This is a genomic window from Sphingobacterium sp. 1.A.4 (assembly GCF_002734245.1).
GTDB lineage: Bacteria > Bacteroidota > Bacteroidia > Sphingobacteriales > Sphingobacteriaceae > Sphingobacterium > Sphingobacterium tenebrionis.
Genome location: NZ_PEAZ01000035.1, coordinates 24,276 through 51,274, shown reverse-complemented (window position 1 = coordinate 51,274; position 26,999 = coordinate 24,276). Strand labels below are relative to the sequence as shown.

Annotated in this window: 22 protein-coding genes and 2 tRNA genes; 8 read left to right on the top strand and 16 right to left on the bottom strand. The window is 40.0% G+C overall.

From position 1 onward, the window contains the following. Positions 1-3 precede the first annotated feature (3 nt). The 6 genes from CRJ00_RS03695 to CRJ00_RS03670 all read right to left on the bottom strand — a co-directional run bounded on the left by CRJ00_RS03695 (position 4) and on the right by CRJ00_RS03670 (position 7,523). Positions 4-1,065, bottom strand: coding sequence for an efflux RND transporter periplasmic adaptor subunit (locus tag CRJ00_RS03695; RefSeq protein ID WP_099365536.1), 1,062 nt, complete (start codon positions 1,063-1,065; stop codon positions 4-6). A 105-nt stretch (positions 1,066-1,170) separates the two neighbouring features. Then, a complete protein-coding gene (locus tag CRJ00_RS03690; RefSeq protein ID WP_144038094.1) occupies positions 1,171-2,469 on the bottom strand; it encodes a hypothetical protein in 1,299 nt (432 codons plus the stop codon). A gap of 55 nt (positions 2,470-2,524) precedes the next feature. Beyond that, entirely contained in the window at positions 2,525-3,211 is a 687-nt protein-coding gene (locus CRJ00_RS03685; protein WP_144038093.1) for a hypothetical protein, read from the bottom strand. A 173-nt stretch (positions 3,212-3,384) separates the two neighbouring features. Continuing rightward, positions 3,385-3,900, bottom strand: a complete 516-nt coding sequence (locus CRJ00_RS03680) for a hypothetical protein (RefSeq protein WP_144038092.1) — start codon at positions 3,898-3,900, stop codon at positions 3,385-3,387. A 112-nt stretch (positions 3,901-4,012) separates the two neighbouring features. Beyond that, a complete protein-coding gene (locus CRJ00_RS03675) occupies positions 4,013-6,859 on the bottom strand; it encodes a hypothetical protein (protein ID WP_099365532.1) in 2,847 nt (948 codons plus the stop codon). 25 nt (positions 6,860-6,884) lie between these two features. Further along, positions 6,885-7,523, bottom strand: a complete 639-nt coding sequence (locus CRJ00_RS03670) for a response regulator transcription factor (RefSeq protein ID WP_099365531.1) — start codon at positions 7,521-7,523, stop codon at positions 6,885-6,887. A 483-nt stretch (positions 7,524-8,006) separates the two neighbouring features. Between CRJ00_RS03670 and CRJ00_RS03665 the strand changes: the two genes are divergently transcribed. After that, a complete protein-coding gene (locus tag CRJ00_RS03665; protein WP_099365530.1) occupies positions 8,007-9,089 on the top strand; it encodes a PDDEXK nuclease domain-containing protein in 1,083 nt (360 codons plus the stop codon). 100 nt (positions 9,090-9,189) lie between these two features. Here CRJ00_RS03665 and CRJ00_RS03660 read toward each other — a convergent pair. Then, positions 9,190-9,262: transfer RNA gene (locus tag CRJ00_RS03660), tRNA-Met, on the bottom strand. A 48-nt stretch (positions 9,263-9,310) separates the two neighbouring features. After that, positions 9,311-9,383 (bottom strand) — tRNA-Met (locus tag CRJ00_RS03655). A 114-nt stretch (positions 9,384-9,497) separates the two neighbouring features. On the opposite strand from CRJ00_RS03655, the gene era reads away from it, so the two are divergent. Further along, positions 9,498-10,376, top strand: coding sequence for a GTPase Era (gene era, locus CRJ00_RS03650; RefSeq protein WP_099365529.1), 879 nt, complete (start codon positions 9,498-9,500; stop codon positions 10,374-10,376). On the opposite strand, the gene CRJ00_RS03645 is transcribed toward era, so the two are convergent. From CRJ00_RS03645 to CRJ00_RS03635, 3 genes are all read right to left on the bottom strand, one after another. Beyond that, complete coding sequence (locus CRJ00_RS03645; protein ID WP_099365528.1) at positions 10,373-11,674, bottom strand: cation:proton antiporter; 1,302 nt, start codon at positions 11,672-11,674, stop codon at positions 10,373-10,375. The two genes, era and CRJ00_RS03645, sit on opposite strands and share 4 nt — an antisense overlap. A gap of 9 nt (positions 11,675-11,683) precedes the next feature. Further along, positions 11,684-12,163, bottom strand: coding sequence for a cation:proton antiporter regulatory subunit (locus tag CRJ00_RS03640; RefSeq protein WP_099365527.1), 480 nt, complete (start codon positions 12,161-12,163; stop codon positions 11,684-11,686). Positions 12,164-12,238: 75 nt separating this feature from the next. Next, positions 12,239-13,018, bottom strand: a complete 780-nt coding sequence (locus CRJ00_RS03635) for an MBL fold metallo-hydrolase (RefSeq protein ID WP_099365526.1) — start codon at positions 13,016-13,018, stop codon at positions 12,239-12,241. Between the two features lie 66 nt (positions 13,019-13,084). On the opposite strand from CRJ00_RS03635, the gene recJ reads away from it, so the two are divergent. From recJ to CRJ00_RS03615, 4 genes are all read left to right on the top strand, one after another. Beyond that, positions 13,085-14,785 (top strand): single-stranded-DNA-specific exonuclease RecJ, encoded by a 1,701-nt coding sequence (gene recJ, locus CRJ00_RS03630; RefSeq protein ID WP_099365525.1) that lies wholly within the window; start codon positions 13,085-13,087, stop codon positions 14,783-14,785. Between the two features lie 29 nt (positions 14,786-14,814). Further along, the gene (lptB, locus tag CRJ00_RS03625) at positions 14,815-15,549 is read left to right on the top strand and encodes an LPS export ABC transporter ATP-binding protein (RefSeq protein ID WP_099365524.1); all 735 of its coding nucleotides are present in this window, start codon (positions 14,815-14,817) and stop codon (positions 15,547-15,549) included. A 22-nt stretch (positions 15,550-15,571) separates the two neighbouring features. Further along, a complete protein-coding gene (locus CRJ00_RS03620; protein WP_099365523.1) occupies positions 15,572-17,089 on the top strand; it encodes a GH3 auxin-responsive promoter family protein in 1,518 nt (505 codons plus the stop codon). Between the two features lie 350 nt (positions 17,090-17,439). Then, on the top strand, positions 17,440-18,510 hold the full coding sequence (locus CRJ00_RS03615; RefSeq protein WP_099365522.1) for a branched-chain amino acid aminotransferase: 1,071 nt from the start codon (positions 17,440-17,442) through the stop codon (positions 18,508-18,510). A 228-nt stretch (positions 18,511-18,738) separates the two neighbouring features. Here CRJ00_RS03615 and CRJ00_RS03610 read toward each other — a convergent pair whose 3' ends face one another. Continuing rightward, the gene (locus tag CRJ00_RS03610; protein WP_099365521.1) at positions 18,739-20,886 is read right to left on the bottom strand and encodes a glycoside hydrolase family 2 protein; all 2,148 of its coding nucleotides are present in this window, start codon (positions 20,884-20,886) and stop codon (positions 18,739-18,741) included. A 211-nt stretch (positions 20,887-21,097) separates the two neighbouring features. Here CRJ00_RS03610 and CRJ00_RS03605 point away from each other — a divergent pair, with 211 nt between their 5' ends. Continuing rightward, positions 21,098-21,904, top strand: a complete 807-nt coding sequence (locus CRJ00_RS03605) for a hypothetical protein (RefSeq protein ID WP_099365520.1) — start codon at positions 21,098-21,100, stop codon at positions 21,902-21,904. A gap of 45 nt (positions 21,905-21,949) precedes the next feature. Here the strand turns inward: CRJ00_RS03605 and miaA are convergent, their stop codons facing one another. From miaA to pdxA, 4 genes are all read right to left on the bottom strand, one after another. Further along, the gene (gene miaA / locus CRJ00_RS03600) at positions 21,950-22,864 is read right to left on the bottom strand and encodes a tRNA (adenosine(37)-N6)-dimethylallyltransferase MiaA (protein WP_099365519.1); all 915 of its coding nucleotides are present in this window, start codon (positions 22,862-22,864) and stop codon (positions 21,950-21,952) included. Between the two features lie 66 nt (positions 22,865-22,930). Next, the gene (locus CRJ00_RS03595) at positions 22,931-23,509 is read right to left on the bottom strand and encodes an IS1096 element passenger TnpR family protein (protein ID WP_099365518.1); all 579 of its coding nucleotides are present in this window, start codon (positions 23,507-23,509) and stop codon (positions 22,931-22,933) included. A gap of 60 nt (positions 23,510-23,569) precedes the next feature. Continuing rightward, positions 23,570-24,982: a CCA tRNA nucleotidyltransferase gene (locus CRJ00_RS03590; RefSeq protein ID WP_099365517.1), complete on the bottom strand. Its 1,413-nt coding sequence runs from the start codon at positions 24,980-24,982 to the stop codon at positions 23,570-23,572. 71 nt (positions 24,983-25,053) lie between these two features. Beyond that, entirely contained in the window at positions 25,054-26,109 is a 1,056-nt protein-coding gene (pdxA, locus tag CRJ00_RS03585; RefSeq protein WP_099365516.1) for a 4-hydroxythreonine-4-phosphate dehydrogenase PdxA, read from the bottom strand. A gap of 88 nt (positions 26,110-26,197) precedes the next feature. Between pdxA and rsmA the strand changes: the two genes are divergently transcribed. Beyond that, entirely contained in the window at positions 26,198-26,977 is a 780-nt protein-coding gene (gene rsmA, locus CRJ00_RS03580) for a 16S rRNA (adenine(1518)-N(6)/adenine(1519)-N(6))-dimethyltransferase RsmA (protein WP_099365515.1), read from the top strand. Positions 26,978-26,999: the final 22 nt, after the last annotated feature.

Here is a 26,999-nt window from a genome sequence, read left to right as displayed (position 1 = left end):
TTATTAACGAAGTGTGACTTTCACTGCTGCACCATCACTCAAAGACATCACCCCTGATGTTAGCACGGTATCCCCAGCTACCAATCCCGATGTGATCAACACGTCCTCATCCGTACGTGCGCCCGTCTCCACCATCACCTCTTTTGCTTTACCGTTTCTCATCACAAAAATCTTCTTCCCATTCTGAATCGGGATTAATGCTTCTGCTGGGACCAATAGGCCATCTTCTACCGTTTCCAACGGAAAAATGATATTCGCAAAGGTACCTGGCATCAATTTAGCATTGGGATTTGGTGTGACCGCTTTTACTAATAAGGTCCGGGTATTCAGTTCAACAGATGGTTCTGTTGCATAGATCTTGGCAGTAAACTCGCCTTCTACTCCTTGAACAGAAAACTTGATCTGATTGTTCACCCGTACTTTGTTGGCATATTTTTCCGGAATGGAAAAGGAAATCTTTACCCGATTGGTGTTCACCAACTGTGCCACATTGGTAGTCGGCGTAATATAACTTCCCTTGGAAATATTCCGAAGACCGATGGTTCCCGAAAATGGCGCCTTAATTATGGTCTTGCTTAATTGCGCTCTGATTAATTGGATCTGTGACTGTGCCGTACGAAAATCTGCACTGGCAATATCATATTCTTCCTGGCTTATCGCCTCTTTCTCCAACAATAATTTTGCTCGCCGTTCATTTTCACCCGCCAGGTTATTGCGGGTCTGCGCCTGCGCCAATTGGGCCTGCAATTCTGCGTCGTTGATCTTCAGCAGAATCTGCCCCTGTCCAACCCTACCACCTTCCGAAAAATTGATGGACTCCACCAGACCAGAAATCTCCGAATGGATCTCGATCTGTTCGTCGGCTTCAATAGAACCCGACAAGGAAAGGAAATCAGAAAATGGCTGACCCTGTATCACTTTTCCATAAACTTTAGAAGCCGCCCTTGGACCTCCAGGGCCACTTTGCTTTTCCTCTTTTTCCTTATTGCTTATCACACGATAAACAATCAAGCCTACAACAATTGCTATCGCAATTCCTATCAAGATAATGGATCTCTTTTTCATTCAGTACATGCACTTTAGTGCGAATAAGGGTTTATTGCTAAATAAAACGAACTGAAAATTAGCGAAAAAAGGGATACGATTCTGTAATAATATTATTATACAGTGCTAGAGGGCTGTAATGGAGTAGGTAATAAGGCCTGTATACCGCCCTTTTTCCACATGGATGAGCTGATGGGCGGCTGTAGGGCGAATGGAGTAACGGATATTGTAGGAGCCATCAATGATGCCAGTGGAAGAAAGAATCAGCGTTTGGGGATCATAGCTCAATTGTTCGATAGGCGTAATGCGCGGGTCATTCCCAACCGGCCCGATCGAAATGGTACTGGCCGGTATTCTATTTGGCCCATTGTATAACCAGGCGGAATTCGAACGAACGGTCACTTGGAACGGCCCATTCTTACTAAGAACCAAATGTCCTGCATAATCTTTATTTACGCCCTGCAGATATGCAACAGCAGAATTTAACGCTAAATCCACCTGATTGGAACTCACATGAAACTCCGTCATTTCAGGGATTTCCAAATGGACATTAATGGCCTGATCTCGATTTATTCGATGGTCGTTCGCATCCATCAACCGAAGCTGGATCTGCGTGCTATAGGTTCCAGGATGCAAAAAAGTGCTTCTTAAATCAGTAGGACTTAGTTGAAATCCATAATATAACTGGGTTCGATTTCCAACCGGGATATCTGTTATTTGCCATAAAAATTGTTGGGCATCACTTAACCTATAGAAGGTATTATTCATAAATTTTCCACCATGCAGCTGTAGTTTGGAAACTTCCACATAATTATTTTGGATGGTATTTTGTGGAGAAGAGAAATTAAAATAAGGACTATGGCTATTAAATTCCGCTAAAACAGGTACCGAATGATAAACGGATGAATTAAAGGGAACTTGATAGGCAAACCCATTTCGATAATACGACAATTGGCTGATGTTCAACGTCACATCCCTATTGATGAAGTTAGGGGAAACAACGCGTGGGATCACCAGATCAAATCTGGTCGGATTAGGACTGACCTGCGAAAATAATGCGTTGTTTTTAGGTTCAAGTTGGATCAGGTTGTGATATTCCCCAGCCTTCAAAGCATATTGTTGAAGATTTAACAGCTCGTATCTAATATTAAAACTACCGGAACTCATCTGGTTTAAAATCACATCCGGCGCCATTTCCTGATCATAGGTCGTCAATTGGAAGGTCGGATAAACTCGGTCGGATTGTTCAGCACGAAGATATAATAAACCAATTGGCAAATTTGAAATCGCATATCCCTCCTGAAAATAAAAATACTGAGATCTTGCAAGGATCGTATTGGTAAATGCCAATCCGCGACTATATTGGTATCCTGTACCTAACATGCTCGCATTTCCTGCCTGCATGGAAGCCATGGTCAATTCCATACGTGCCGTTTGCCCATACCCTTGTGATATGACGACAAGTAGAAATAAATATATCCTAAAAGCCCACATCTATCTTCTTTTCTGCAATATTCAATTCATAGCCCGCTCCGGCATCCAACAGCGCTACCAAATGAAACTTTCCTGCTTCCAACTCTTTTGGGATATCTATTAATTGGTATTGTTTACCCAAAGGCATGATGGCGAAGGCCAGTTCATTTAACTTATAATCCCTTCCATTTTCGGTATTGGTCATTTCGAAACGAATCTGACCCGATTTATGGAGATGACCATTGTTCTCAAAATCAACACGGATCTGGCGTTTTCCCGTTTCCTTATTTTCCAAATAGGATAGGTTCTTGAAGATGACTTCCCCTTTTTTGGCGCCCACCGGATTATGAAAAATCTGCACCCCAAATTCATAATTTATTTGAATTCCTATAGAGGGATGATTGGTTTGTTGTCTTTCAGCGTTTATTTGCGTTAGGAAGAACATGGAGTTACTCGTAAAATCCCCAACATTACCAGCAGGTATTTCCATTTGGATGGTCATCTGTAGATCCTGACCAGGCAAAATCCGAACAATGGTTTCATTCACACGGATCCAATTGGCATTGGAATTTGGCATAGTTCCCTGTTCTGCATAGATCTTGGTTCCAATGGAATCCCTTGTCCAATCTCTGATGGTTACCTGGAAATCATAGACTTTTTTCCCATGATTGGTCAACTTTATGGTTTTGCTCATACTTTGACCTGGTTCCCCGTCAAATATCAAAATAGCTGGTGAAATCGATATTTCCTGCCCCGATGTTTTGGTTATCGTAAATAATAAAACCAGGAAAAAATAAAAGGATATGGAGCGTAACATATGTAATAAAAAAAATAGGACAGGGAAAAAGAATCCCCTGTCCATGACTGTTAATTTGCAACAACTGTATAAGTTAATACCACATTATACTGTTCCTTTGGGGCTTGAACCAACAATACGTTTGGTTCAATTTCGTATTTAAAGTCAAATCCTTGACTTAAAGTCGGTACTCCACCTGTGTAAACAACTTGGTCTACGGTTGTTGGTACAACAGCGGTACTAAATGAAGTTGTTCCATTTAGGGCTGTCGATACTTTCAAAATACTAAGTGGAAGGGTGCTTGAAGAGGTCGTGGATGTGAATGTAGGCGTTTGGGCTTTTACGTTGATATTGTAATTCCTCGTAGCCAACACACGCAATTGATCGGCAACCACTTGCGTTTGGGTTTGGCGATATTTTGCCTCCGTATCAAAAAGGAAAGCAACATTATTGGAACCGGTGGCTGTACCACCATCTCCTGTACCACCCCCACTCAAAACATCTCGTAACTCCACATTGACCGTTACATCTCTACTTTGTCCATAAACAACTTGAACCATGCTAACACACAACAGTGTAGCAAACATTAAAACTGATTTTTTTAACATAATCATTAATAAATTAAACAGACTGCTAATTTAAGTATACTGTCTTATTAGTTAATTATTTTTTCTATACATAAAGATGTGTTTTTCCATATTAAAATTGTTGAATCCTAATACGTCGTTCGGAATTGATGACCTGAAAATTCAAACTAACTTCCTTCCCTTCCTGAATACTAAAGTGTTTCCCGTTTTCCACCACTTCCATAAACCCTTGTTTAGGAATGACCTCCACTTTATAATTTCCCTCGGGTAAAAAAACGATAAAACGGCCTTCAGCATTCGTTCGAGCTTGAAAAAAACCGCCATTTTCGCCGCGGATAAGGACCTGATAATCGGAAAAATCCGAAATCTGTTGCTGGTAGGCCTTTAATTCCTGAAAAATCGCCCCTCTGACAAGGGTCATCTTGACCAAGGGAATGTCAAAAGATTGATTCCTACTCAGGCTAAACTGCTTGATGGCATCATTCGAGAGCATCCAACCATTATGGCTTTGTAAATTATAAGAATAGGTTTCTCCCTTTAACACCTTAAACTTTACCTTTCCATTCTTATCCGTCTGCGCCATCAATCCTTTCATTCCCACGAGCACTCCCGACGCTGCGGATTCACCATCATCACGTTTGCCATTTCCATTGCTGTCATGGAAAAATTGTAACAATAGGTTGGCCTCATTTCGTTGGCTATTGAACTTAACATCCTTCCTAAGGCCTAATCGGACCTGTCGGGTAGACAATAGCGTAGGATCTCTTTTATTATATACAATCGGTTCCGGATCGATTCCCGTTTCCGGATTATACATCATCATTCGCTGTACCTTGTTTATCCCGAAATAAAAATCTCCCCTTAAATGTAATCCAGGTTTTACCTCATACTCAAACTGTCCATTCCAAACATAGTTGCTGTTCCGACTATCACCATGATAATAGTACATCAAGGAACTAGAAACTTGTAAGGCATTATGCAGGAAACTTTTAGAATATTTGGGCTCTACGGTTAACACATGGTACTTCCCAAATTTCATATTGCTTAACCCATCGGACAAAAAATAGGGGTTATATTGGTAGAACATCATCAGGCTGAAGGTTCTTAAATTGACTTGTGAATTCACCCTAATGGAATAGAACCGCTCTGTTCTGGATTGACCAATGTGCTGTTCGGAAAACCCTTGATCAAAGCTTATATTCAAGCCTTTCGCTCTTCCGAAATAACTCCATGAATTTCGAAGCCTCCAGGATTGGGATTTATTATGTTCGATATCAGCAGCTGCATCATATCGATCCATCTGCTGTCGCATATAATAAGGGCTAAAACCTACAGACCAATCCCTGGATAATTTTTGTTGAACACCAACGCTGGCATTCATCTGGGAAATCTGTAAAAGATCTTTTAGCACATCCGCATATTCCATTCCGTTGGATTTTATCCGATTCCGGTTAAATGTCCATCCCAACGTATAACTCCGGATCTTGTGTGGTTTATGGTCAAACAAAATCTCCGATTGTAATACCCCCCTACGGTTTCCGGTAAAATTTGGATGGGAATAATAGTGCAAACTTTGCCAGCCAAATCGTTCTCCTTGAAATCCATAGCGTATCCCACCTGCATAGCCCAGTTCATAAATCTGATCCTGATCAAGCGTCAATCTATTTAAACTTACTCCGCTTTCCAGTTGCATTTTATGAAACCCTGACTGAAAAACCTGTTGCTCTACATTCATCATGGCACCTTTGGAGTTAAGGTCGGGTCTGCTATTGAATACCGCTAAAAAACGCCTGGTTTCCTTCGAAAGTGGACCTTTCAGGTATTCCAAGGCTATATTATAACCCACAGGCCTTCGCCCCATTTCATTTCCGATGATAACCAGATCATTATCCATGAAAATGCCGTGTATCCGTTGATCCTTCCAACGATAGGTTCCTTTAATTCCCTTTCCGTTCAGATTATAATTCAAATTTTCATTCAACGAACCCGCATAAATCCCCCAATTCTTGCTGGAGAATTGCAAATAACTGTTGAACAATTGGTAAGTGGATTGATTGAGGTAATAATTGTATTGCAGTGAATAATCGAATTTCTTGTGGCCTGGAAAATAAAGTTCCGATCTGGAATTCAGTTGTAGACTATTGATGAAATTACTGCCCAAATAATTTATTTCATTGTTACTTACGCTGAAATTGCCACCACTTGCATATTGATCAATTAAATTGACCTTACTACCTAAACTTAAAAACCGTAGGGTATAGCGCAAAGGTCTTTCCCTAGAGTCCAGTTCCAATTCCAAAGAGCTGTAAAAATCGATGGATTTCCCTTCAAAATTGGGATGCTTAAGTGGAATTACAATTTCTTTCTTCTCATTACCTCCCAAGTGATGAGCTTCTGCATGCGCTAAAAGCTCAAAGCCTTTAGGTAGGTTCTTGACCTTCACCTTAAAATCAACGGGCAACAAGCCTGGATTGGAAACTAAAATGCTTAAGTAGGTCTTTTCCATTCCGGGAAGCAGATAGAATTCGGATTTTTCTAATTGCACAGATAGCCCTTTTTTATGGGATATATGGGTCTTGAAACCCACAGTTATCTTTTTTGGAGAGCCATTGTTCTTCACAACAACATCAAAATTGAAATGTTGATCTTGCTGATGGATCAGGGATTTGGATGCTAAAAATTTAATGGGGAGATGTAAGACATCATGGGGCGCAATCTGGAGCTCATTAGGAATTCTCAATAGAGCCATTGGCAAAAATTCTCCAGCTATTTCTAAATAGAGGGTATCCGATCTCAGATTTTCAATGATCAATGAATTCAAAAAGGTCATTCCATCTTGAATTTCCAAACTATCTTTTTCAAAATGAATATTCAAATCCTTATCCTGACCAAAACATAAGTATGGAAATAAATAGAGAAAAATAAGGAATAGTATCCCTACGGTAGAAGAATCTCGCATGTCGAATTTAATTAAATCCTATTTGCTAGAGAATATGTACTTTATAGAGCAATTCGCCCCGGCTTTGAATATGGAGTTTTCGATAGATCTTCTTCACATAATCCCTAACAGTATTGATAGACATGTGATTCTGTTGTGCAATTTGTTTGTAGCTTGATCCTTCAACCAAACCATTTACTACAAGGATTTCTCTCTCGGTCAGTTCATTTAATAGTTTCCATTTACGTTGGTAAGTTTTAAAAAAACGAGTGGCTAAAGCTGGACTTATAAATGATCCTCCTTCTAAAACAGAAGCCATGGCAAATAATAATTCCACCTCTTGCACGCCCTTCATCAAGAACCCTTTAGCTCCATATTCCATACATTTACGCATGGAATCCATTTGATGTTCATCGGCATAGATCAAAATATGACCCGAGTTTTCCAATGCGGACATGGCAAATAACTTCTCCAGTTGCTCAATTCCCAAATCGATATCAAGGATACAAATATCCATAGCGTTTGAGGATAGGGACGGTAATAGCCTACTTACGGAAGTCTCTCTTAAATTGTAAACCAGAAAATTGGTCAACTCATAACCCAACATAATGTCTTCCAAGCGTTGTCCATCTGTTTCTTCGAATACGAACAAACCGATTTTTATACTTCTCTGCTCCAAGATCATAACAGCAATAATTCGCTTTTCCGGTTAATTTCGAATAACTAAATAGAAAGGAATTGTCAATAATGGTACAATATTCAAAAATAGTAAAAGCAAAGGTAATTATATTTTCTTAATATTATATATTTTATTTTAAAAATAATTAATTGAAAATTCTATAAACCAGTTTATTAAACAACTATTCCATTAGTAAAAATACCTTTCAAATTATTAATAAGTAAAGTTGCCTCTGTAGTAAAACTATACCGAAAGCATACTCGAAGTATGTAAAATGTATGTTCGGCATACTTTTTACACACTTTAACCTTACTTTAAGCATACTTAGGTACTGTTTTAACCCTAAATCAAACATATTTTGAATAGCAAACCTAGAAACCATGGCAAGAAAAAGGATAATAATTGTAAAGAAAATTAATTAAGGATGTACAATATACGACTAATGTGATTAGAGAATATTATATAATTTTATGTCAAATACAACTCATTATGCATCAACAGTTTACAGAAATAATTTATTTAATTCAACAATCCCGAAATAAAGCGATTAAAGCAGTAAACGTTGAGTTGATCAATTTGTATTGGAACATTGGAGCTTACATCAAGCAAAAAATTTCAGTTGCTGAATGGGGAGATAAGACGGTTGATGAATTAGCCCAATTCATTCAAAAGAACAATCCTGAGCTAAAAGGCTTCAATCAACGTGGGTTATATAGAATGATACAGTTTTATGAAACTTATGCGAATGTTGAATTTGTCTCACCAGTGGTGAGACAAATTCAACACGCTGATAATCAGTATGATAAAATTGTGTCACCAGTGGTGACACAATTTGAATTTTTACCTCAAGATATAACAAAAACCATTTTAGTTCAACTAAGTTGGACAAATAATCTCATTATTTTTTCTCGTTGTAAAACCGAAGAAGAAAGAGAGTTTTATCTCCGTTTAACCATTAAGGAAAAATACAGCAAAAGAGAATTAGAGCGTCAAATTAATAGTGCCGTTTTTGAGCGTACGATAATTAGCAATTCTAAACTACCCGAAACATTAAAAGAAATAAATGCAGGTTTTACTAATGCATTCAAAGACAGTTATATTTTTGATTTCTTAAACCTTCCTGAACCATTTAACGAGAGCGATTTAAAAAAAGGCTTAATCCATCAAATGAAAAAGTTCATTTTAGAATTAGGTAAAGATTATTTATTTATTGCTGAAGAGCATACGCTTCAAGTTGGCAATAGTGATTTCTATGTCGATTTATTGTTTTATCACCGCGGTTTGCAGTGTTTGGTAGCTTTTGAACTAAAAGCCCATAAATTCAAGCCAGAGCATTTAGGAAAACTCAATTTCTATCTCGAAGCTTTGGATCGTGACATGAAAAAATCCAATGAAAACCCGAGTATTGGTATATTACTTTGTAAAGACAAGGATAGTGAAGTGGTAAAATATGCTTTAAGTCGCAGTCTTTCACCAACAATGGTCGCAGAATATCAAACGCAACTACCTGATAAAAGGTTGCTCCAACAAAAACTACACGAGATGTTTGAAAATGAAAATTCTCCGATTTAAACACAATGAATAAAATGAAAGACAAGAAGTCTAACTACTAAATACTTATTACTTACTACTAACAAAAAAGGTTCCCATGTTACCATAGAAACCTTAGTAGTAGCGGGGACCAGACTCGAACTGATGACCTTCGGGTTATGAGCCCGACGAGCTACCAACTGCTCCACCCCGCAATGTATTTTAAATGTCTTTGGGCTAAACCTCGCGTTTAACCCTTTTAGTAGCGGGAACCAGACTCGAACTGATGACCTTCGGGTTATGAGCCCGACGAGCTACCAACTGCTCCATCCCGCATTATATTTTTAAAATCTTGCTCCCTATATCGATAAAAGCAGATTATATTACTTCCGAATTGGAGCACAAAGATATTATTTGTTTCTTTGTATTCCAAATAAATAATTAAAAATAATGTCACATAAAGCAGGGTTCGTAAGTATCATTGGTAAGCCAAACGCAGGTAAGTCTACGCTAATGAACGCTTTAGTAGGTGAAAAGATGTCAATCATCACTCCTAAAGCACAAACAACAAGACACCGAATTATCGGAATTGTCAATGATGAAGACCACCAAATCGTGTTTTCCGACACGCCAGGAGTCATCAAACCCAACTATTCCCTGCAGGAATCCATGATGAATTTCGTAATGGGTTCTATTATCGATGCGGATATTCTTCTTTTTGTTACAGACATCAACGAAAAATACGACGAAAACGATGTTCTTGAAAAATTGAGAACAACCAAATCCCCAGTTGCTGTTATCATCAACAAGGTGGACAAATCCTCAGAAGAAGAAGTGAAAGCCAAAATCGAGTTCTGGAAAAACAAGATCAATCCGGACGTCATCTTCCCTATTTCGGCTCTTTTGGGTTATAATGTGGAATCGGTGATGCAATACATCAAGGATAAATTGCCTGAGCATCCTGCTTATTATGCAAAGGACGAGTTGACGGACAAGAACATGCGTTTCTTTGTGTCTGAGATCATCCGCGAAAAAGTATTCAAACTGTATGAAAAGGAAATCCCTTATAGCACAGAAATTATCATCACTTCCTTCAAAGAAGAGCCAAAACTGACCAGAATCGCTGCCGAAATCATCGTGGAACGTGATTCCCAAAAGAACATTATTATAGGTAAGGCAGGCGCCATGATCAAAAAGGTCGGGACCTATGCCAGACAGGATATCGAGGAATTTATCGGCGGAAAAGTCTTCTTGGAACTGTTCGTCAAGGTTATCCCCGATTGGAGAAGTAAAAAGAATTACCTGAAAAGATTCGGATACGACGATTAAGAGTCGGTCAAGGGAGCTTCTAGATCGCTAAGTTTCTTTCTTGGTTTTTTAGGAGCTGCCTCATGCCCTGCCAGTTTATTCCAGATGTTCCTAGACTCCTTAGTCAACAAAGGAGAAACAATGGACAGGATCAATACATAAACCACCACAAAAGACTGAATTACCGGCAACAACTTACCAGCCTTGCCGATGTTCGCCATAATGATGGAGAACTCTCCCCTCGCCGATAAGGTAAAACCGATATCGACAGAGTTTTTCGCTTTCAGGTTGGAGAACCTACTAGCGAAATAACCAGAAGCCACATTACAAACAACAGTAATGCCTGCGGCGAAACATGCCCATCCTACTGCTCCTCCAAGGGAGTACATATCAATGGATAATCCAAAACTAAAGAAGAACATCGCACCAAAGAAATCTTTGAACGGTAGCACCATGTTTTCAATCTTCTTCAGGTATTTGGAATCCGCAAATACCAAGCCTGCCATTAAGGCTCCAATAGCCTCTGCCACATGGATAGTTTCGGAGAAACCTGCGATACAGAACAACAGACTGAAAATGACCAAAATGAATAGTTCGGATGATTTATCCTGTAATAACCGATCGATGAAGGGAACTAATTTCCTTCCTAAAATAAGGAAAGAGAGGATAAATCCCAATGCTAACAAAGAGGTTCCTGCAACCGTCCAGAAGGAACCACTCCCGGTAAGGATCAATCCGGAGAGGAAAGAGATATGCATGGCAATGAACAGGTCATCAAACATGATCATACCCATGATCACCTCAGTTTCTGGGTTGGCGGTTCGTTTCAGATCGGTCAAGACCTTGGCTACGATCGCCGTGGATGAACTCGTCATGATCCCACAAAGCACCATCATCTCTTTAAAAGGCAGATGCATCATCCATCCCACCAATAGGCCGGAGAAAAAGTTCAACAATACATAGATCGTCCCCCCTGCTACAATGGATTTACCGGACTTGATGAGCCTTCCAACGGAAAATTCCAGCCCTAGATAGAACAGCAGGAATAACACTCCCAAGCGCCCCATGAAATCAATGAAAGGTTTACTCTCGGTAAAGGTCAAAAAATTCCAAGTGGATTGCACCGCATGGGTAAAACCCTCATGGTTGACCTTTGCCAATAAATCACCTACAAAATCAGGGTAATTTTCATTTCCCAGCACCATGCCGATCACAATAAAAAAAGGAATTACCGAAAACCGAAGTCTATTGGCCAAAAGACCTACTAACGCAACTAATAAAACAGCGATTCCTATTTCTATAATAATGGTATTGTGCATAGAATTAAATTACAATAAGATTTCTTTTAATAATTTGATGTTTTTTAGCTTTCCGGCAATAACCAGTGTAGTACCTGGGGTGATCACATAATCTGGTCCTGGATTAATAATGGTTTCTTCTTCCCGGATGGCCGCGATGATAGAAGCCCCCGTACGCTGACGAACCTCCAATTGTCCGATGCTTTTGTTCACACCATCGTTGCTTGGTTCTACCTTATACCATTCGATCCTTAAATCATCTAAGGCTACTTCTATCGTTTCTAATGCTTTTGGTTTATAAGATAAACCGCCAAGAATGCCGGCAACTTGTCTAGACTCCTCGTCAGAAAGGGTCATGACACAATGGGTTTCGTTATCTTCATCTTCGTGCCGGTATAATTCCCGACGACCATCATCATGGATAACGACAACCATGTTGTCTCCAGCCTCCGTCTCAATCTGGTATTTTTTGCCAATACCAATTAGGTCACTTTCTCTAACTATCGACATGATTAAACGTTATTTTTAAGTAAAAATTAAATAATTTGTAAAAACCTTCTTTATAAATATAATAATTTTTCGTGATTACTCCGCTGTAACAATCTTATAGGTCCCATCCGGCTTCTGCTCGGGCTTCCCTACGCTGATGTTCTTAGAATGATAGAACAGGTAAATCCAACCTGCTGGTGCACCCTCTGCCCAATATTGTGCACGAAGATCCCTCGCCCTGCGACCGTCATAATCGTATTTGGCAATGAAACTGCGGAAGATCTCTTCCGGCTCCGGCAACTCATCCCCGCCGAAAAAATAGTTCTTACCATCCGCCAACACATGAAATACCTGATGGTACTTACTATGCCCACTGGAAAGTTCGTAGCTGATCTCGGGCGTCAATTGCCCATCGCCATTCACAAAAAGAATGTTTCCACTGCGCTGTAACACATCAAAGACTTCGGTCTTATAAGATGATGATTCGGTACTGTAGGCATATTCCCACTCTTGCTCCTGGATCACATACTCCGCATTGGGAAATGCAAGGCGTTTTACGCCATCTTTAATATCCACCATGCCACCAGCATGATCCTTATGCAGATGCGACATCAATACATACCGCACATCGTTTGGCGAGAAGCCTAATTTTTTAATATTTTCATGGATGATCAATTCATCCTTTTCGTTTCTCAATCCTAAACCCGTATCCAATACGATCAGACCATCGGAAGTTTCGATAAGAAAAGGATGTACATGTACGAACAATGAACCCGGCCTGTCTTTCGGATCATCTTTTTTGGGATCAAATGGAATAAATTTTTTACTGGAATCGACAGAATAAGAACCCTCAAATAATGAATATGCTTTCGCCATTTATATATGTTTGTAGGTAAGTAGCGCTAGAAAATGTATATTTACACGTTATTTAGAGGCAAAGATATGCAAAAAAGGTGGGTCCTGAAACCAAAAAAGAATACAGATAAAACCGATAAGCTCCAACAGGAGCTTGGCATAAACCCCATCATAACAGAACTCTTAATCAACAGAAACGTAGAGACTTTCGATCAGGCCAAAGAATTCTTCCGACCTTCCCTTTCGCTCCTTCTTGACCCCTTCCTGATGAAGGATATGGACAAGGCTATAGAACGCATTGAAAGAGCTATCGGGAATAAGGAAAAGATATTGATCTATGGCGATTATGACGTGGATGGAACCACGGCCGTTTCGGTGGTGTACAGTTTCTTCCGGAATTTTAACTCTGGTATGGAATATTATATACCAGACCGTTATAGTGAAGGCTACGGTATTTCTACCCAAGGGATCGATTATGCCGAAGCCAATGGTTTCAGCTTGATCATCGCCCTGGACTGTGGTATCAAGGCAAACGACAAGATTGATTATGCCAATAGTAAGGGCATTGATTTCATCATCGGGGACCACCATTTACCAGGTGATCAGCTGCCGAATGCATTTGCCGTATTAGATCCTAAGCGGTCGGATTGCCCCTATCCCTATAAGGAATTATCCGGTTGTGGGATTGGTTTTAAGATCGTACAGGCGTTTATCCTCCAGAATAATATGGATATGGAACTTGCCTACCAATACCTGGATCTCGTAGCAGTAAGTATTGCTTCAGATATCGTTCCGATCACAGGCGAAAACCGTCTCTTAACCCATTTTGGACTTAAAAAACTAAACAGCAACCCCTCTTTTGGGTTAAAAGCCTTAATTGATCTCTCCAGCAACAAAACCGGAACCTTCTCGGTGAACGATATTGTTTTCCAGATCGGACCTCGGATCAATGCTGCAGGACGGATCGACCACGCGAAGGATGCCGTTCAATTATTGATCTCCAAATCCTTGAAAGAAGCGAAGGAATTTTCACTCAATATTGATGATCAGAACAATGCCCGTAAGGAGTTTGATTTGAATATAACTGAGGAAGCATTACGACTATTGAACGACAATACCGTCCTTCAACAGCGCAAGACCACCGTGCTTTATAAAGAAGATTGGCATAAGGGCGTGATCGGTATAGTAGCTTCCAGATTGACGGAGAAATATTACCGACCGACCATTATCCTAACCAGAACGAATGGACATATCGCCGGATCTGCACGTTCCGTAGTTGGATTCGACCTATATGAAGCCTTGAGTGAATGTGCTGACCTATTGGATCAATTTGGAGGACATAAATATGCCGCTGGATTGACCATGCCGACTGAAAATGTTACCCTGTTTCAGGAACGCTTCGAACAGGTGGTTTCCAGAACCATTAAACCAGAAATGCTACAACAAGAAGTTTTAATTGAAAAAGAAATCAATTTTAACGATATTGATACGAAGTTTTTTAGATTGCTGCGCCAGTTTGAGCCTTATGGCCCACAGAATGAAGCACCAATCTTTTTGACGAAGCAGGTTACTTTTGCCTATCCCGCCTACATTGTAGGGGGGATACATTTGAAATTTTCTGTCAAACAATCCGATTCCGTCACATACGATTGTATCGGTTTTGGCCTTGGCGAATTTGTGGATCAGATCAATTCCGGACAGCCATTCGACATCTGTTACTCGATCGAAGAAAATAATTGGCGCGGGAAGAAGAATTTGCAATTAAATGTAAAGGCAATAAAATTTTAAAAATATCTTTGCAGATAAAGGAATAACACATGATTCTTAGAGCAGAACATCTCATCAAAAAATACAAACAACGTACTGTTGTTAATGATGTTTCCTTCCACGTAGAACAAGGGGAGATTGTCGGTTTATTAGGCCCCAATGGAGCCGGTAAAACCACCTCTTTCTATATGATCGTGGGATTGATCAAGCCCAACGATGGGCATGTGTACTTAGATGATCTTGAAATCACACAAGATGCGATGTACAAACGTGCGCAACGCGGTATTGGTTATTTGGCTCAAGAAGCTTCTGTTTTCCGTAAGTTATCTGTGGAGAACAACATCATGGCGGTATTGGAGATCCATTACCCCAACAAAGCTGAACGCAAGGAAAAACTGGAAGAATTACTTACCGAATTCAGTTTGCACCGGGTTCGTAAGAACCGGGGCGATCTACTATCGGGTGGTGAAAGACGCCGGACGGAAATTGCTCGCGCTTTGGCCGCCAATCCGAGCTTTATTCTATTGGATGAGCCTTTTGCAGGGGTCGACCCGATCGCCGTGGAAGAGATCCAAACCATCGTTGCAAAATTAAAGACCAGAAACATCGGTATCCTTATTACTGACCACAACGTACAGGAAACTCTTTCCATTACGGACAGGGCATATCTCCTTACCGAAGGAAAGATCATGTTAACTGGAACACCCGAAGAAATCGCGAACAATGAACTTGCACGTAAATTTTACTTGGGTAGACATTTTGAATTGAGAAGAAAAAAATTCTAAATTTAGCTTTCGGCAATACACTATGGCTTTACTGAACTCACTTTTTACCTGGATCATGAAAAAACGCATTCATCAGATTGAGTTATTCATGAAATATCCACATGATGTACAGGATGAGTGGTTCCAAAGTTTGATATCTGCCGCAGAAGCTACAGAATGGGGTAAAAAATACGGCTATAATAGTATTTTTACGCCAGATGAATACAAAAGAAGGGTACCGATCCAGGATTATGATGACATCAAAGGTTATGTGGACCGGATGATCAAAGGCGAACAGAACATCCTTTGGCCATCAGATATCAAATGGTTCGCAAAAAGCTCGGGCACTACTTCTGACCGCAGTAAATTTATTCCTGTAAGTATTGAGGCATTAGAAGAATGCCATTACCAAGGCGGAAAGGACATGCTTTCCATTTACTGCCATAATAAGCCAGAGAATAAAGTCTTCACTGGAAAATCCGTCGTCATTGGTGGATCCTCCCAAATCAACAATTTCAGCCCTGATTCTTATTATGGGGACTTATCCTCAATATTGATTCGAAATCTTCCCTTTTGGGCAGAGTTCAAAAGGACACCAACGCTTGAGGTGACCCTAAATCCGAACTTTGAGGAAAAGATTGCTCAGATTGCGGAGATCACCATCAAGGAAAATGTTACTTCATTAGCGGGTGTTCCGACCTGGAACATTGTCATGGCGAACCGCATCCTAGAACTTACCGGGAAAGACAACCTCTTGGAGGTATGGCCAAACCTGGAATTCTATGGACATGGAGGCGTCAGTTTCAAGCCTTATAAGGAACAGTTCAAACGATTGATCCCTTCGGATAGCATGTATTACCTGGAGAACTACAATGCATCGGAAGGATATTTTGGAATCCAAGACCAGTCGGACTCTGACGACCTCTTATTGATGTTGGATTATGGAATCTATTATGAATTCCTTCCCATGGAGAATATCCACGAAGAGAATCCTAAAACTCTGGGTTTACACGAAGTAGAAATCGGGAAGAATTATGCCCTCATTATTTCTACCAATGCTGGTCTTTGGAGATATAAGATTGGTGATACAATTAAATTCACTTCGACCACACCTTATCGATTTCAGATTTCAGGAAGAACCAAACAGTACATCAATACTTTTGGAGAAGAAGTGATCGTGGATAATGCGGAACATGCCTTAGCAGCTGCTTGTTTGGCCACCGATGCGAACATTAAAGATTATACAGCAGGGCCAGTTTATTTTAGGCAAGGGGAAGCTGGAGCACATGAGTGGGTCATCGAATTTGAAAAAGACCCAATAGACTTCGAAAGATTCTGTGATATTTTGGATAATACCCTTCGCGAGATAAATTCCGACTATGACGCTAAACGTCACAAGAATATGGCCTTGAATAAGCCGATCATACATCATGCTCCTCAAGAAACCTTCTACAAATGGATGAAAAGTAGGGGTAAATTAGGTGGACAAAATAAAGTCCCAAGATTAGCGAATAGTAGAGAATATCTTGATCCCCTGCTCGAATTAATGAAAAATAGTTAGTGAATGGTGGGTCGCTTGACCACCAATAATAGCCTATTATTAAGGACGAATCGCTGTTTTATATAGAAACACAAAAAAACCCAAGATGAATTTCCAACCACCTACTTCTTTGGTTTCGTAATTATTAAAATTTGTCAATTTCCTTTCCATAACCTGTTGTTTGTTAACAAAATATTGTTAGTTGCCGGTCGATAATCCAAATATTATACCGAACTGAATTTTCTCGGATTTTTCGGGTATTAATACTTAACAGTATAGCAAAGAGTATACAGTGCTGAATAGGAAAACATACAATGTATGGATTTTAATAATTTTGCCTAACTTGCAGAACGAAAACAATCAATTAAGATATGAGCGCGACAGAACAAATTTCATTTCGCGTAGAGCCAGTAACACAATCAAGACTCTCGCAGGTAGACTTTAACAATTTAAAATTCGGACAGATCATGTCTGATCACATGCTCGTAGCTAGCTACGACAATGGCAAATGGGAAGATGTAAGCATTGTGCCTTATGGAGACCTTTCTGTAAGCCCTTCCATGTCTGCACTGCACTATGGTCAAGCTATTTTTGAAGGTATCAAAGGATATAAGTTTGAAGATGGTACGGTAAGCATTTTCCGTCCGGATAAAAACTGGGAAAGATTCAATAAATCTGCTGCACGTTTGCAGATGCCAGAGGTGCCGGAAGAGATCTTCATGGATGGGTTAAAAAAATTATTGGATGTAGATAGAGATTGGGTTCCAGCAGTAGGTGGAACTTCCCTTTATATTCGACCTTTTATGTTTGCGACTGAAGCTGCATTGGGCGTACATCCATCAAAATCATACAAATTCATTATTATCACATGTCCGGTAGGTGCTTATTACAGCAAACCGATCAGTTTAAAAGTGGAAACGCATTATACACGTGCTGCTGAAGGTGGTGTTGGTTTCTCTAAAAATGCTGGGAATTATGCGTTATCGTTATATCCTACGCAATTAGCGAACGATGAAGGCTATGATCAGATCATGTGGACGGATGCGCTTGAGCATAAGTACATTGAAGAAGCTGGTACAGCGAATTTGATCTTCCGGATTGGAGATACGATTATTACGCCCCATGGGGATACGATTCTTCATGGTGTGACGCGTAGGACGATTATGGAATTAGCTGAAAGATGGGGTTATAAGGCAGAGCAACGTAAGGTTTCTGTTCAGGAGCTGATCGATGGGATAAAAGAGGGTAAAGTTACGGAAGCTTTTGCGGCAGGTACTGCAGCGACTATTACGCATATAGATCGTATTGGATATGAAGGTGAGGATTATAGTCTTCCTCCGGTTGAAGGAAGAGAGTTTTCAAATAAGGTATTGAATTATTTGAATGATTTAAGATATGGTAGGATCGAAGATCCATTTGGCTGGAATTTTATTGTGAAGTAGGGATAATGTTTGATTAGGGTTAATTCACGTCATTGCGAGGAACGAAGCAATCTTTACACTTTGTCATCCTGAGAATCGTCTAAGGATCTGTACGGTTACTAACGAACAGATGCTTCGACTACGCTCAGCATGACATGAGGGAAGATTGCTTCGTCGTACCTCCTCGCAATGACGTTTGAGTGAAAACATCCAACCTATTCCAAGGCACAACGTATTCCAACCCCTAATCTATTCCAAAGTCCAAATCATTTCATCGGTCAACACATTAGCAGCAGTAGCTTTACTACCAGCCACTTTACCACCAACAGCTTTACCACCTGCATTATTTTCCCCTTTCGCTACAATCCTATTCTCTCCTTTTTGAAGCTGAACCTGCTCTACCACCCAATGCTTATCATTCTCCCCTTTCACTGCCTTATAATCTTTCCCATTAACCGAAACAACCACATTACTTAAATTCGAAAATACCTGAATCTTCGTACTTGCATTTGTTCTTTTATTATCTCTCCTATTCGCCAAATAGATCATCGGCTCAGGATTCCAATTGGCCTTATACCAATAGAAAGAATCTTTTTTACGCTTGCGATCAAATGTAATCAACCCTTTTAAGTTTCTTGCATTCACACCACCCCTATTCCAGGCAGGAACCGCAAATTCAAACATGTTCCACACATAAGAAGCCAAAATAATTGGATTCTGCTCAATCGCAGCCCATTGCTTAATATGGGTCTCCGTTTGATAATTCTCTGGAAATGATTTTCCAGAAACCACATCCTTAGGTTGTTCCAACAACTCTTGGCCAATATCTATATTTCCATCTGCCCCATATTCCGATAAAATAACCTTATAATCCGGGAAATTCTGCTGAACCTTTTCAGCCCATGGTTTCAGATCTTCAATCTTACCACCATACCATCCGAAATAATGGTTTATCCCCTGAACATCTGTACTCAGATTTTCCTGACGATCAACCACATTATACCCCGTAACTGCTACAGTATAACGATCTGGATCCAATGTCTTTGCGATATCATTCAATTCCCTAGACAACACCGGAACTTGTTCATCCGCAGTTTTAGAATATACTTCATTATGTACTCCCCAGATATAAATAGAAGGATGGTTGAAATTCTGTTTCACCAATTCATGCATCTGCTGCTTCGCATTATCATTCTCATAATACGACACCCTGTTCACAAAAGGAATCTCTGCCCAGGTAAGAAAACCAACGGAATCTGCCAAAGCATATACCTCCGGAGATTGCTGATAATGTGCCAAACGGAGCGTAGTAACCCCCATTTCCTTCATAAATTCGAAATCCTCCTTATGCTGTTCAAAACTTAATGCACTTCCAAATCCTTCCCGGTCCTGATGTCTACATACACCAAACATTGGATATTGCTTGCCATTTAAGAACACACCTTTACCCGCGATCAATTCTACCTTACGAACCCCCAACGGTTGTTTTACCGCATCCATCTCTTTCCCTTGCACCATTAATTTCGCGGTCAAGGAATAGAGGAATGGATCCCTAACGCCGTCCCACAATCTTGGCGATTTCATCTTGATATCCTGGGTTACATAGGTTACACCTTGTGGACTTATCTTAACCGCCTGTTTTTCCGTTTGCACCACCTTGCCTTCAAAATCCCGGATTTCAACAAGCAATTCTCCCGATTGGGTATGCTTTTCTTTGGTTTCCAGTTTTACTTCAACCGAAACATCTGCACTTTTGGAAGATACATTTTTTTGACGGATGTAAATACCGGCAGAAGCTTGGTCCGTAACTACAAATCCTGTTTTATTCGTTTGGATCAAATGCACAGGCCTGTAAATACCGCCATATACCGGAAATAAAAATTGGTTGATCGGAATAATATCACGTCTCGATTTATTGTCGGTTACAACAACCACAGTATTCTCTTTATCATAATCCACCGAATTGGTGATCTCAAAAACGAACATGCCATATCCGCCCTTATGTTCCCCAATATAATTTCCATTGATGAACAGTTGAGCGACTGCCCCTACTCCTTCAAATTTCAGAAAGCTCCTTTTTTCCTTATCCGAGGCTGTCATCTGGAATTTCTTTTGATAAACAGCTTTGCCTTCAAAGAAATTCCGGTCTTTCTGCATATCTTCCCTATTATAGGTATGAGGCAACTGAATATCCTCCCAAACTTCTAATTTGGTCCATTGACTTTGGCTTTCAAAATACTTAGTGCCATTATCAAAATCCGTAAAAAATGTGCTGTTGTTCGCTTTATAGAATTGCCAATTATCATTAAATGGTTTATCAACTCTTGATTGCGCATGAACGGACGAAAGGCCTAGGACCATCGAAAGCGTCAAATAAGGTAGTTTCTTGAAAATCATGATATGGGGTATTATAATTTGAGCGACAATATAAGAATTCTCTTCTTCTGAAATTGTTGTCAATCGATTGCGCAAATTGTAAACTTTGCCAACTCCCGGAAAATGAAATGAAATTTACCTGAAATCCGGTATTTTTTAAGGTTTTTCTTCTTCATACCTTTGAGACAGAAGTTCTATTCAATTGAAACTTACTATTAATAAAACGAATCTTATGAAAAAACGATCCATCTTGACAAGCCTTGTCCTTTTATGCAGTATCTGCTTCTTCCAAATTTCATGTTCAAAAGACAGTGATGATGATACCTCCTATAACCAAGAATTAAAAGATTACACTCCAGGAGAGATCCCTGGCCTTGGGGATAAAGAGGGAGAGTTGACAGGGATAAAATACACACTACCTGAAGGGATTAGCCAAGAAGGTGAGATCACAGGCTTCTCGGGATACTATGGTAATTTCTCCAAGGTAAATACCGAAACACAACAAGGATTCAAAGCATCTATTTCCAAAAAAAGAGCTGCTCTGAAAGTAGATTTAGCTAATAATACCGCTGATTTCACAAGAGGAAGTGGGGAATATGTAAGGCTAGCACTTAATTTGAAGAACAGCACTTCTTCTGAAAAAAGATTTGAAATACCGGCAGGATTGGTCATTAAATCCAGGTCGGGACATTATCAGAATGGTGTACTACTAAAGAAAGTGACGATTACCATCCCTGCAAACAGCACGAAACTGTTGGATCTACATATGTACTGTGGAAATGCATCAAAATCAAGTTCATCAAGTTCTGAACAATATGATTTTGCGGTGGTTACCAATTCAAGAATCATTCATGACCTGATCAACAAGTTAAAGAATAAAAAAATAAACATTGAACAATACAACGTACAGGAAGATTACAGTAGCGATTATTGGGATATTGTTGATGAATTGCAGGATATTCTATGGACGCTAACCGATTCATTTCAAGGTTTATCAGAGAGTGAATTGAAATACCTGGAAGAGCTGCCAAACGATTAAATCACATCTATTACATACACAAATGAATGCCCCTTGAAAGAGGGGCTATTTTTTTGGCAATTTTTCAGATAGAAAATCCAGAACGGCCTGCACATCGTTCGGTTCGAACCAATGGGTCTGGCCATATTTCTTGAACCAGGTAATTTGTCGTTTTGCGTAACGCCTAGAGTTCTGTTTGATACGCTCTATTGCCTCCTCCAAAGAGATTAGACCATCGAGGTAATCGAATAGTTCTGCATAACCAACCGTCAATAGCGCTGGCTTATTTTTATAGGAGGAAAGGGATTGTACCTCCGCTAAAAGACCTTGTTCCATCATGATGTCTACCCGACGATTGATTCGTTCGTACAACACCGCTCTATCGGTATTCAGCCCGATGCTGATGACATCAAATGGTCTTTTCATTGCCTCATTTTTCATAAAATGAGAAATAGGTTTCCCTGAAGCTTCAAATACCTCCAATGCACGGATTACACGCTGCGGATTTTCGATATCAGCCTTGGCATAGTAAGTGGGATCAACCTCCTTTAATCTAGCTTGGAGGGGTTGCAAACCATGTTCCCTAAAAGATTGGTTCAAAGATTCACGGACTTCTTCCGGCGCTTTAGGTAAATCATCCAATCCTTCTGTCAGCGCACGAACAAATAAACCAGATCCTCCCACAGCGATCACTACATCTGTAGTTTTGAATAATTCTTCCAAGCATTGGAATGCTTCCCGTTCATAATCACCCGCCGTATAATCAGTGGCAATGGAATGGGAATCGATAAAATAATGTTTGGCTTCGGCAAGCTCCTCTTTTGTCGGTTTGGCTGTCCCTATACTCATTTCTTGATAGAATTGCCGGGAATCAGCCGATATAATGGATGTTTTGAAATATTTTGCCAAGGCGATGCCCATAGCCGTCTTGCCAACAGCAGTAGGTCCAACAACAACAATCAATGTTTTCTGACTTGACATAAGGGATATTTAAAAAAATAGATGATAGTTTGGCTATCATCTATTCCTATTCGAATCTATAAAATCTTAATAATCTTCGTTTGATGAACTTTTCTCTTCGCCTTCTCCTTCTTCCCCCTCTTCGTCATCGAACATATCATAATCATCCTCCTCATCTACGCCGTACTCTTCGCCAACTTCTTCTACATAATCATCGTCATCATCCTCATCGCCTGTAACAGGGAAATTAGCCGCAGAAACCACTTTTGGTGCTTCACCCACTTTTTTGAATACCGCAGGATATTCCTTTCCATCCTCTTCTTTAAGGATCTTGATCAGCTCAACATGAAAGTCGTATGGACGATCAAAATTATATACGTAGTAAAATTTCTGATGTGGATCATCGATGAATTTACTAAGTCGAACATCTTCTACCAATAATACACCGGCATTCTTCTTCCTTTCATTAGGTTGAAATGCGATTTCAGTGCCTTTTTTCCATTGGTCATTACTTACATAAAAAGAAGAAGATTTGTCCTGATCGTAACCCGTTGATTTATGGATCGTTTCATGCAGTTCTAAAAAAGTTGCTTTAGAAGGCATGTCAACCTCTCTGTACACATCCTCATAGTCTTCAAAGGTTACCCTAAATCTGTAAATTGCCATTTTATATTTCGTTAATAATGCGATATTTCGAGCATTAAAGTTACATATTTTTTAAAAAAATTAAACTTGACCTACCACTTCAAGGCCTAAGTTTTTACCTTTCTCCAACATAAATTGAAGTGCTTCCTTCCTTGCATTTGGAATTTCGCCTTCCAAGATAGCTTCACGGATAGCGTTTTTAATAATACCTACATGCCTTCCAGGTCCAATACCAAACATTTTCATGATATCATCACCATCAATTGGCGGCTGCCAATTCCGGATCTGATCCCGTTCCTCCACATCCTTCAACTTCTGTTTGACTAGGTCGAAATTCTCGCGGTATTTCTTTTTCTTGAAATCATTCTTGGTGGTTACATCCGCATGGCATAACATCATCAAGGCATCAATATCATCTCCCGCTTCAAACAATAGTCTTCTAACAGCAGAATCTGTTACGATATCCTTTGCCAGCACAATAGGACGAAGATGCAAAGCCACTAGTTTCTGCACAAATTTCATCTTTTCATGGAGTGGCAACTTGAGCTCGGCAAATAGTTTCGGAACCATTTTAGCCCCTTTATCTTCATGGCCATGAAAGGTCCAACCTACCTTCTTATCAAATCTTTTGGTGGCCGGCTTGGCGATATCGTGCATGATCGCTGCCCATCTCAACCAGAGATCATCAGACATTTCCGCTACATTATCCAATACCTCCAAAGTATGATAGAAATTATCCTTATGCCCTTTTCCATCCACATAGTCTACACCATATAATTGATGCATCGCCGGAAATATCAACTCCAATACGCCGGTATCAAACAAATACTTAAAACCGATGGATGGTTTCTTAGCAAGGATAATTTTATTTAGTTCATCGATTACCCGCTCTTTGGAGATGATTTTGATACGATCGGCATGTTCAGCAATAGCATTCAACGCTGCTGAATCAATCCGAAAGTTCAATTGGGTAGCGAAGCGGATGGCACGCATCATTCGCAAAGGATCGTCTGAAAAAGTTATTCCGGGTTCTAATGGGGTTTTTATCAGTTGGTTCTGTATATCAGCCACGCCATCAAAAGGGTCGATCAACTCGCCATAATTCACCTCATTTAAGGAGTAAGCCATTGCATTGATCGTAAAATCACGCCGATTCTGATCATCTTCCAATGTACCATCTTCCACAATAGGTTTTCTCGATTCCCGACGATAGGATTCTTTGCGAGCTCCCACAAATTCGACATGTAAACCTTGAAAATTGAGCATGGCGGTTCCGAAGGATTTATACACCGCTACATTCGTATGCAGCTTCTCCCCTAGTTTGGCAGCAAAATCAATCCCACTTCCCAACACTAATATATCGATATCATCTTTTAATGGCCTGCCCATGATCCGATCACGAACATAGCCGCCAATTACGAAACAAGATACCTGTTCTTTCTTCGCTAAATCTCGGATAATGGAAAATATTGGATGACTTAAATTTTCACTCATAGCAACAAAGTGCAAAAGTAATGAAATTTATAGATAACAGGGACCTGCTACCTGACTAAAAAACGGATAGATTAGTCTCTATCCTTGCTCAAACGACGGAATGCTAATGGATTTTCTGCCAATACGGCCTGCTCCCGACGCCTATTCACAATATGAACGGCCTCAAAGATCGCGGAAAGGAAGGAAGTATGCGACGCTTGATTCTTTCCTGCAATATCATAACCCGTTCCATGATCTGGGGAGGTCCTTACCACCGGTAAGCCCGCAGTAAAGTTAATGCCATTTCTAGAAGCAATATGCTTGAAAGGGATCAGACCTTGATCATGGTACATCGCTAATACCGCATCAAATTTGGTATAGGCATCTGCAGCAAAAAAACCATCTGCAGGATATGGTCCGAAACAGAATATCCCTTCATCGAAGGCTTTTTTGATCGCTGGAGCCACGATATCCTGATCCTCTGTACCGATAAGTCCATCATCGCCAGCATGAGGGTTTAATCCCAATACGGCAATTTTTGGTTTCTGAATCCAGAAATCCACTTTCAGACTGGCATTCATCATGCGCAATTTGTGTAGGATAGATTCTTCGGTAATCGCTTCGGATACTTCTTTAACTGGAATATGGCCTGTTACCACCCCTACCCGAAGATCTTCACTGACCATGAACATCAACACATCCTTAGCCCCGAAGAAATCCTGAAGATATTCCGTATGGCCAGGAAAATTAAATCCTTCCTGTTGGATATTATGTTTGTTGATGGGTGCAGTAACCAATGCATCGATCACACCGGCTTTTAAGTCCTCTGCTGCTTTTTGTAGGGAAATGAATGCGTATTTTCCGCCGATTTCGTTCTGTTCGCCCAAAGATATCTTCACATCTTCTTGCCAACAATTGATCATATTAGGGCGCTTCGGATTGGCATCTGATGCGGCATTGATCACGTTGAAACTGAAATCATTAACACCTATTGCTTTGCGATGAAAGGAAGCCACTTTGGTATTTCCGTATACAATTGGGGTAAAGAAATCCAAGATCCGAGGATCCATTAACGATTTGATAATTACCTCTAGTCCGATACCATTGATATCGCCGATTGAAATCCCAATTTTTAGCTTTTCACTCATCTTTTTTGCACATTAGATAGTCAAAAATAGCAAAAAAAGATAAACAATCAGGTTATTTAAAAATAGTATCTTTGCATAATTTAAGCTTATGGGTTCAGTTCGTGCAAAGAAACATTTAGGCCAGCATTTTCTTAATGATAAAAATGCGGCACAACGTATAGTGGATGCTTTGATTCCTTCCTTAGGATTCAATCAGGTGTTGGAAGTAGGTCCTGGGATGGGTGTACTCTCCGATTTCCTCCTTCAGAACACTAACTACGAAACCTTTCTCATCGATGTAGATGATGAATCCATTGAATTTTTAGCTGATAAGTACCCCGAATTAGGAAATAGATTGATCCATGGAGATTTTCTGAACCTGGATTTTGGTCAATATTTTGGCGATAAAATGGCCGTGATCGGGAATTTTCCGTACAATATTTCCTCCCAGATTCTTTTCAAGATCTTAGAAGAAAGACAACGCGTAGTTGAAATGGTGGGCATGTTCCAAAAGGAAGTTGCAGAACGTTGTGTGGCTAAGCCAGGGAACAAAGAGTACGGAATCTTATCCGTCTTTTTGCAGGCTTATTATGATGTTTCTTATCTATTCACGGTAAAAGCAGGTGCTTTTAATCCTCCGCCAAAGGTTTTATCGGGTGTGATGCGCATGGTGAGGAATGATAAGGAATCTTTGGATTGTGATGAGAAATTATTTTGGCGTGTAGTGAAAGCTGGATTTAACCAAAGACGGAAGACCTTAAGAAATGCACTTTCTGGCGTTATCCCAAAAGAACAGATGAGTGATAATCCCCTTTACGAACTTCGGGCGGAACGATTGGATGTAAACGATTTTGTTCAATTGACCAATGAAATCGCTAAGAAACCCTAATCAACATAAATAGTTGAAATTT

Bases quoted from the DNA above. Each gene is read 5' to 3' on its own strand.
- CRJ00_RS03685 (WP_144038093.1), bottom strand. From the start codon at position 3,211: ATGAGCAAAACCATAAAGTTGACCAATCATGGGAAAAAAGTCTATGAT.
- CRJ00_RS03615 (WP_099365522.1), top strand. From the start codon at position 17,440: ATGAGCGCGACAGAACAAATTTCATTTCGCGTAGAGCCAGTAACACAA.
- CRJ00_RS03640 (WP_099365527.1), bottom strand. From the start codon at position 12,163: ATGTCGATAGTTAGAGAAAGTGACCTAATTGGTATTGGCAAAAAATAC.
- CRJ00_RS03620 (WP_099365523.1), top strand. From the start codon at position 15,572: ATGGCTTTACTGAACTCACTTTTTACCTGGATCATGAAAAAACGCATT.
- era (WP_099365529.1), top strand. From the start codon at position 9,498: ATGTCACATAAAGCAGGGTTCGTAAGTATCATTGGTAAGCCAAACGCA.
- miaA (WP_099365519.1), bottom strand. From the start codon at position 22,864: ATGTCAAGTCAGAAAACATTGATTGTTGTTGTTGGACCTACTGCTGTT.
- CRJ00_RS03670 (WP_099365531.1), bottom strand. From the start codon at position 7,523: ATGATCTTGGAGCAGAGAAGTATAAAAATCGGTTTGTTCGTATTCGAA.
- CRJ00_RS03635 (WP_099365526.1), bottom strand. From the start codon at position 13,018: ATGGCGAAAGCATATTCATTATTTGAGGGTTCTTATTCTGTCGATTCC.
- CRJ00_RS03590 (WP_099365517.1), bottom strand. From the start codon at position 24,982: ATGAGTGAAAATTTAAGTCATCCAATATTTTCCATTATCCGAGATTTA.
- CRJ00_RS03595 (WP_099365518.1), bottom strand. From the start codon at position 23,509: ATGGCAATTTACAGATTTAGGGTAACCTTTGAAGACTATGAGGATGTG.
- CRJ00_RS03665 (WP_099365530.1), top strand. From the start codon at position 8,007: ATGCATCAACAGTTTACAGAAATAATTTATTTAATTCAACAATCCCGA.
- rsmA (WP_099365515.1), top strand. From the start codon at position 26,198: ATGGGTTCAGTTCGTGCAAAGAAACATTTAGGCCAGCATTTTCTTAAT.
- CRJ00_RS03610 (WP_099365521.1), bottom strand. From the start codon at position 20,886: ATGATTTTCAAGAAACTACCTTATTTGACGCTTTCGATGGTCCTAGGC.
- CRJ00_RS03680 (WP_144038092.1), bottom strand. From the start codon at position 3,900: ATGTTTGCTACACTGTTGTGTGTTAGCATGGTTCAAGTTGTTTATGGA.
- CRJ00_RS03690 (WP_144038094.1), bottom strand. From the start codon at position 2,469: ATGGAATTGACCATGGCTTCCATGCAGGCAGGAAATGCGAGCATGTTA.
- recJ (WP_099365525.1), top strand. From the start codon at position 13,085: ATGCAAAAAAGGTGGGTCCTGAAACCAAAAAAGAATACAGATAAAACC.
- CRJ00_RS03675 (WP_099365532.1), bottom strand. From the start codon at position 6,859: ATGCGAGATTCTTCTACCGTAGGGATACTATTCCTTATTTTTCTCTAT.
- CRJ00_RS03695 (WP_099365536.1), bottom strand. From the start codon at position 1,065: ATGAAAAAGAGATCCATTATCTTGATAGGAATTGCGATAGCAATTGTT.
- pdxA (WP_099365516.1), bottom strand. From the start codon at position 26,109: ATGAGTGAAAAGCTAAAAATTGGGATTTCAATCGGCGATATCAATGGT.
- CRJ00_RS03645 (WP_099365528.1), bottom strand. From the start codon at position 11,674: ATGCACAATACCATTATTATAGAAATAGGAATCGCTGTTTTATTAGTT.
- lptB (WP_099365524.1), top strand. From the start codon at position 14,815: ATGATTCTTAGAGCAGAACATCTCATCAAAAAATACAAACAACGTACT.
- CRJ00_RS03605 (WP_099365520.1), top strand. From the start codon at position 21,098: ATGAAAAAACGATCCATCTTGACAAGCCTTGTCCTTTTATGCAGTATC.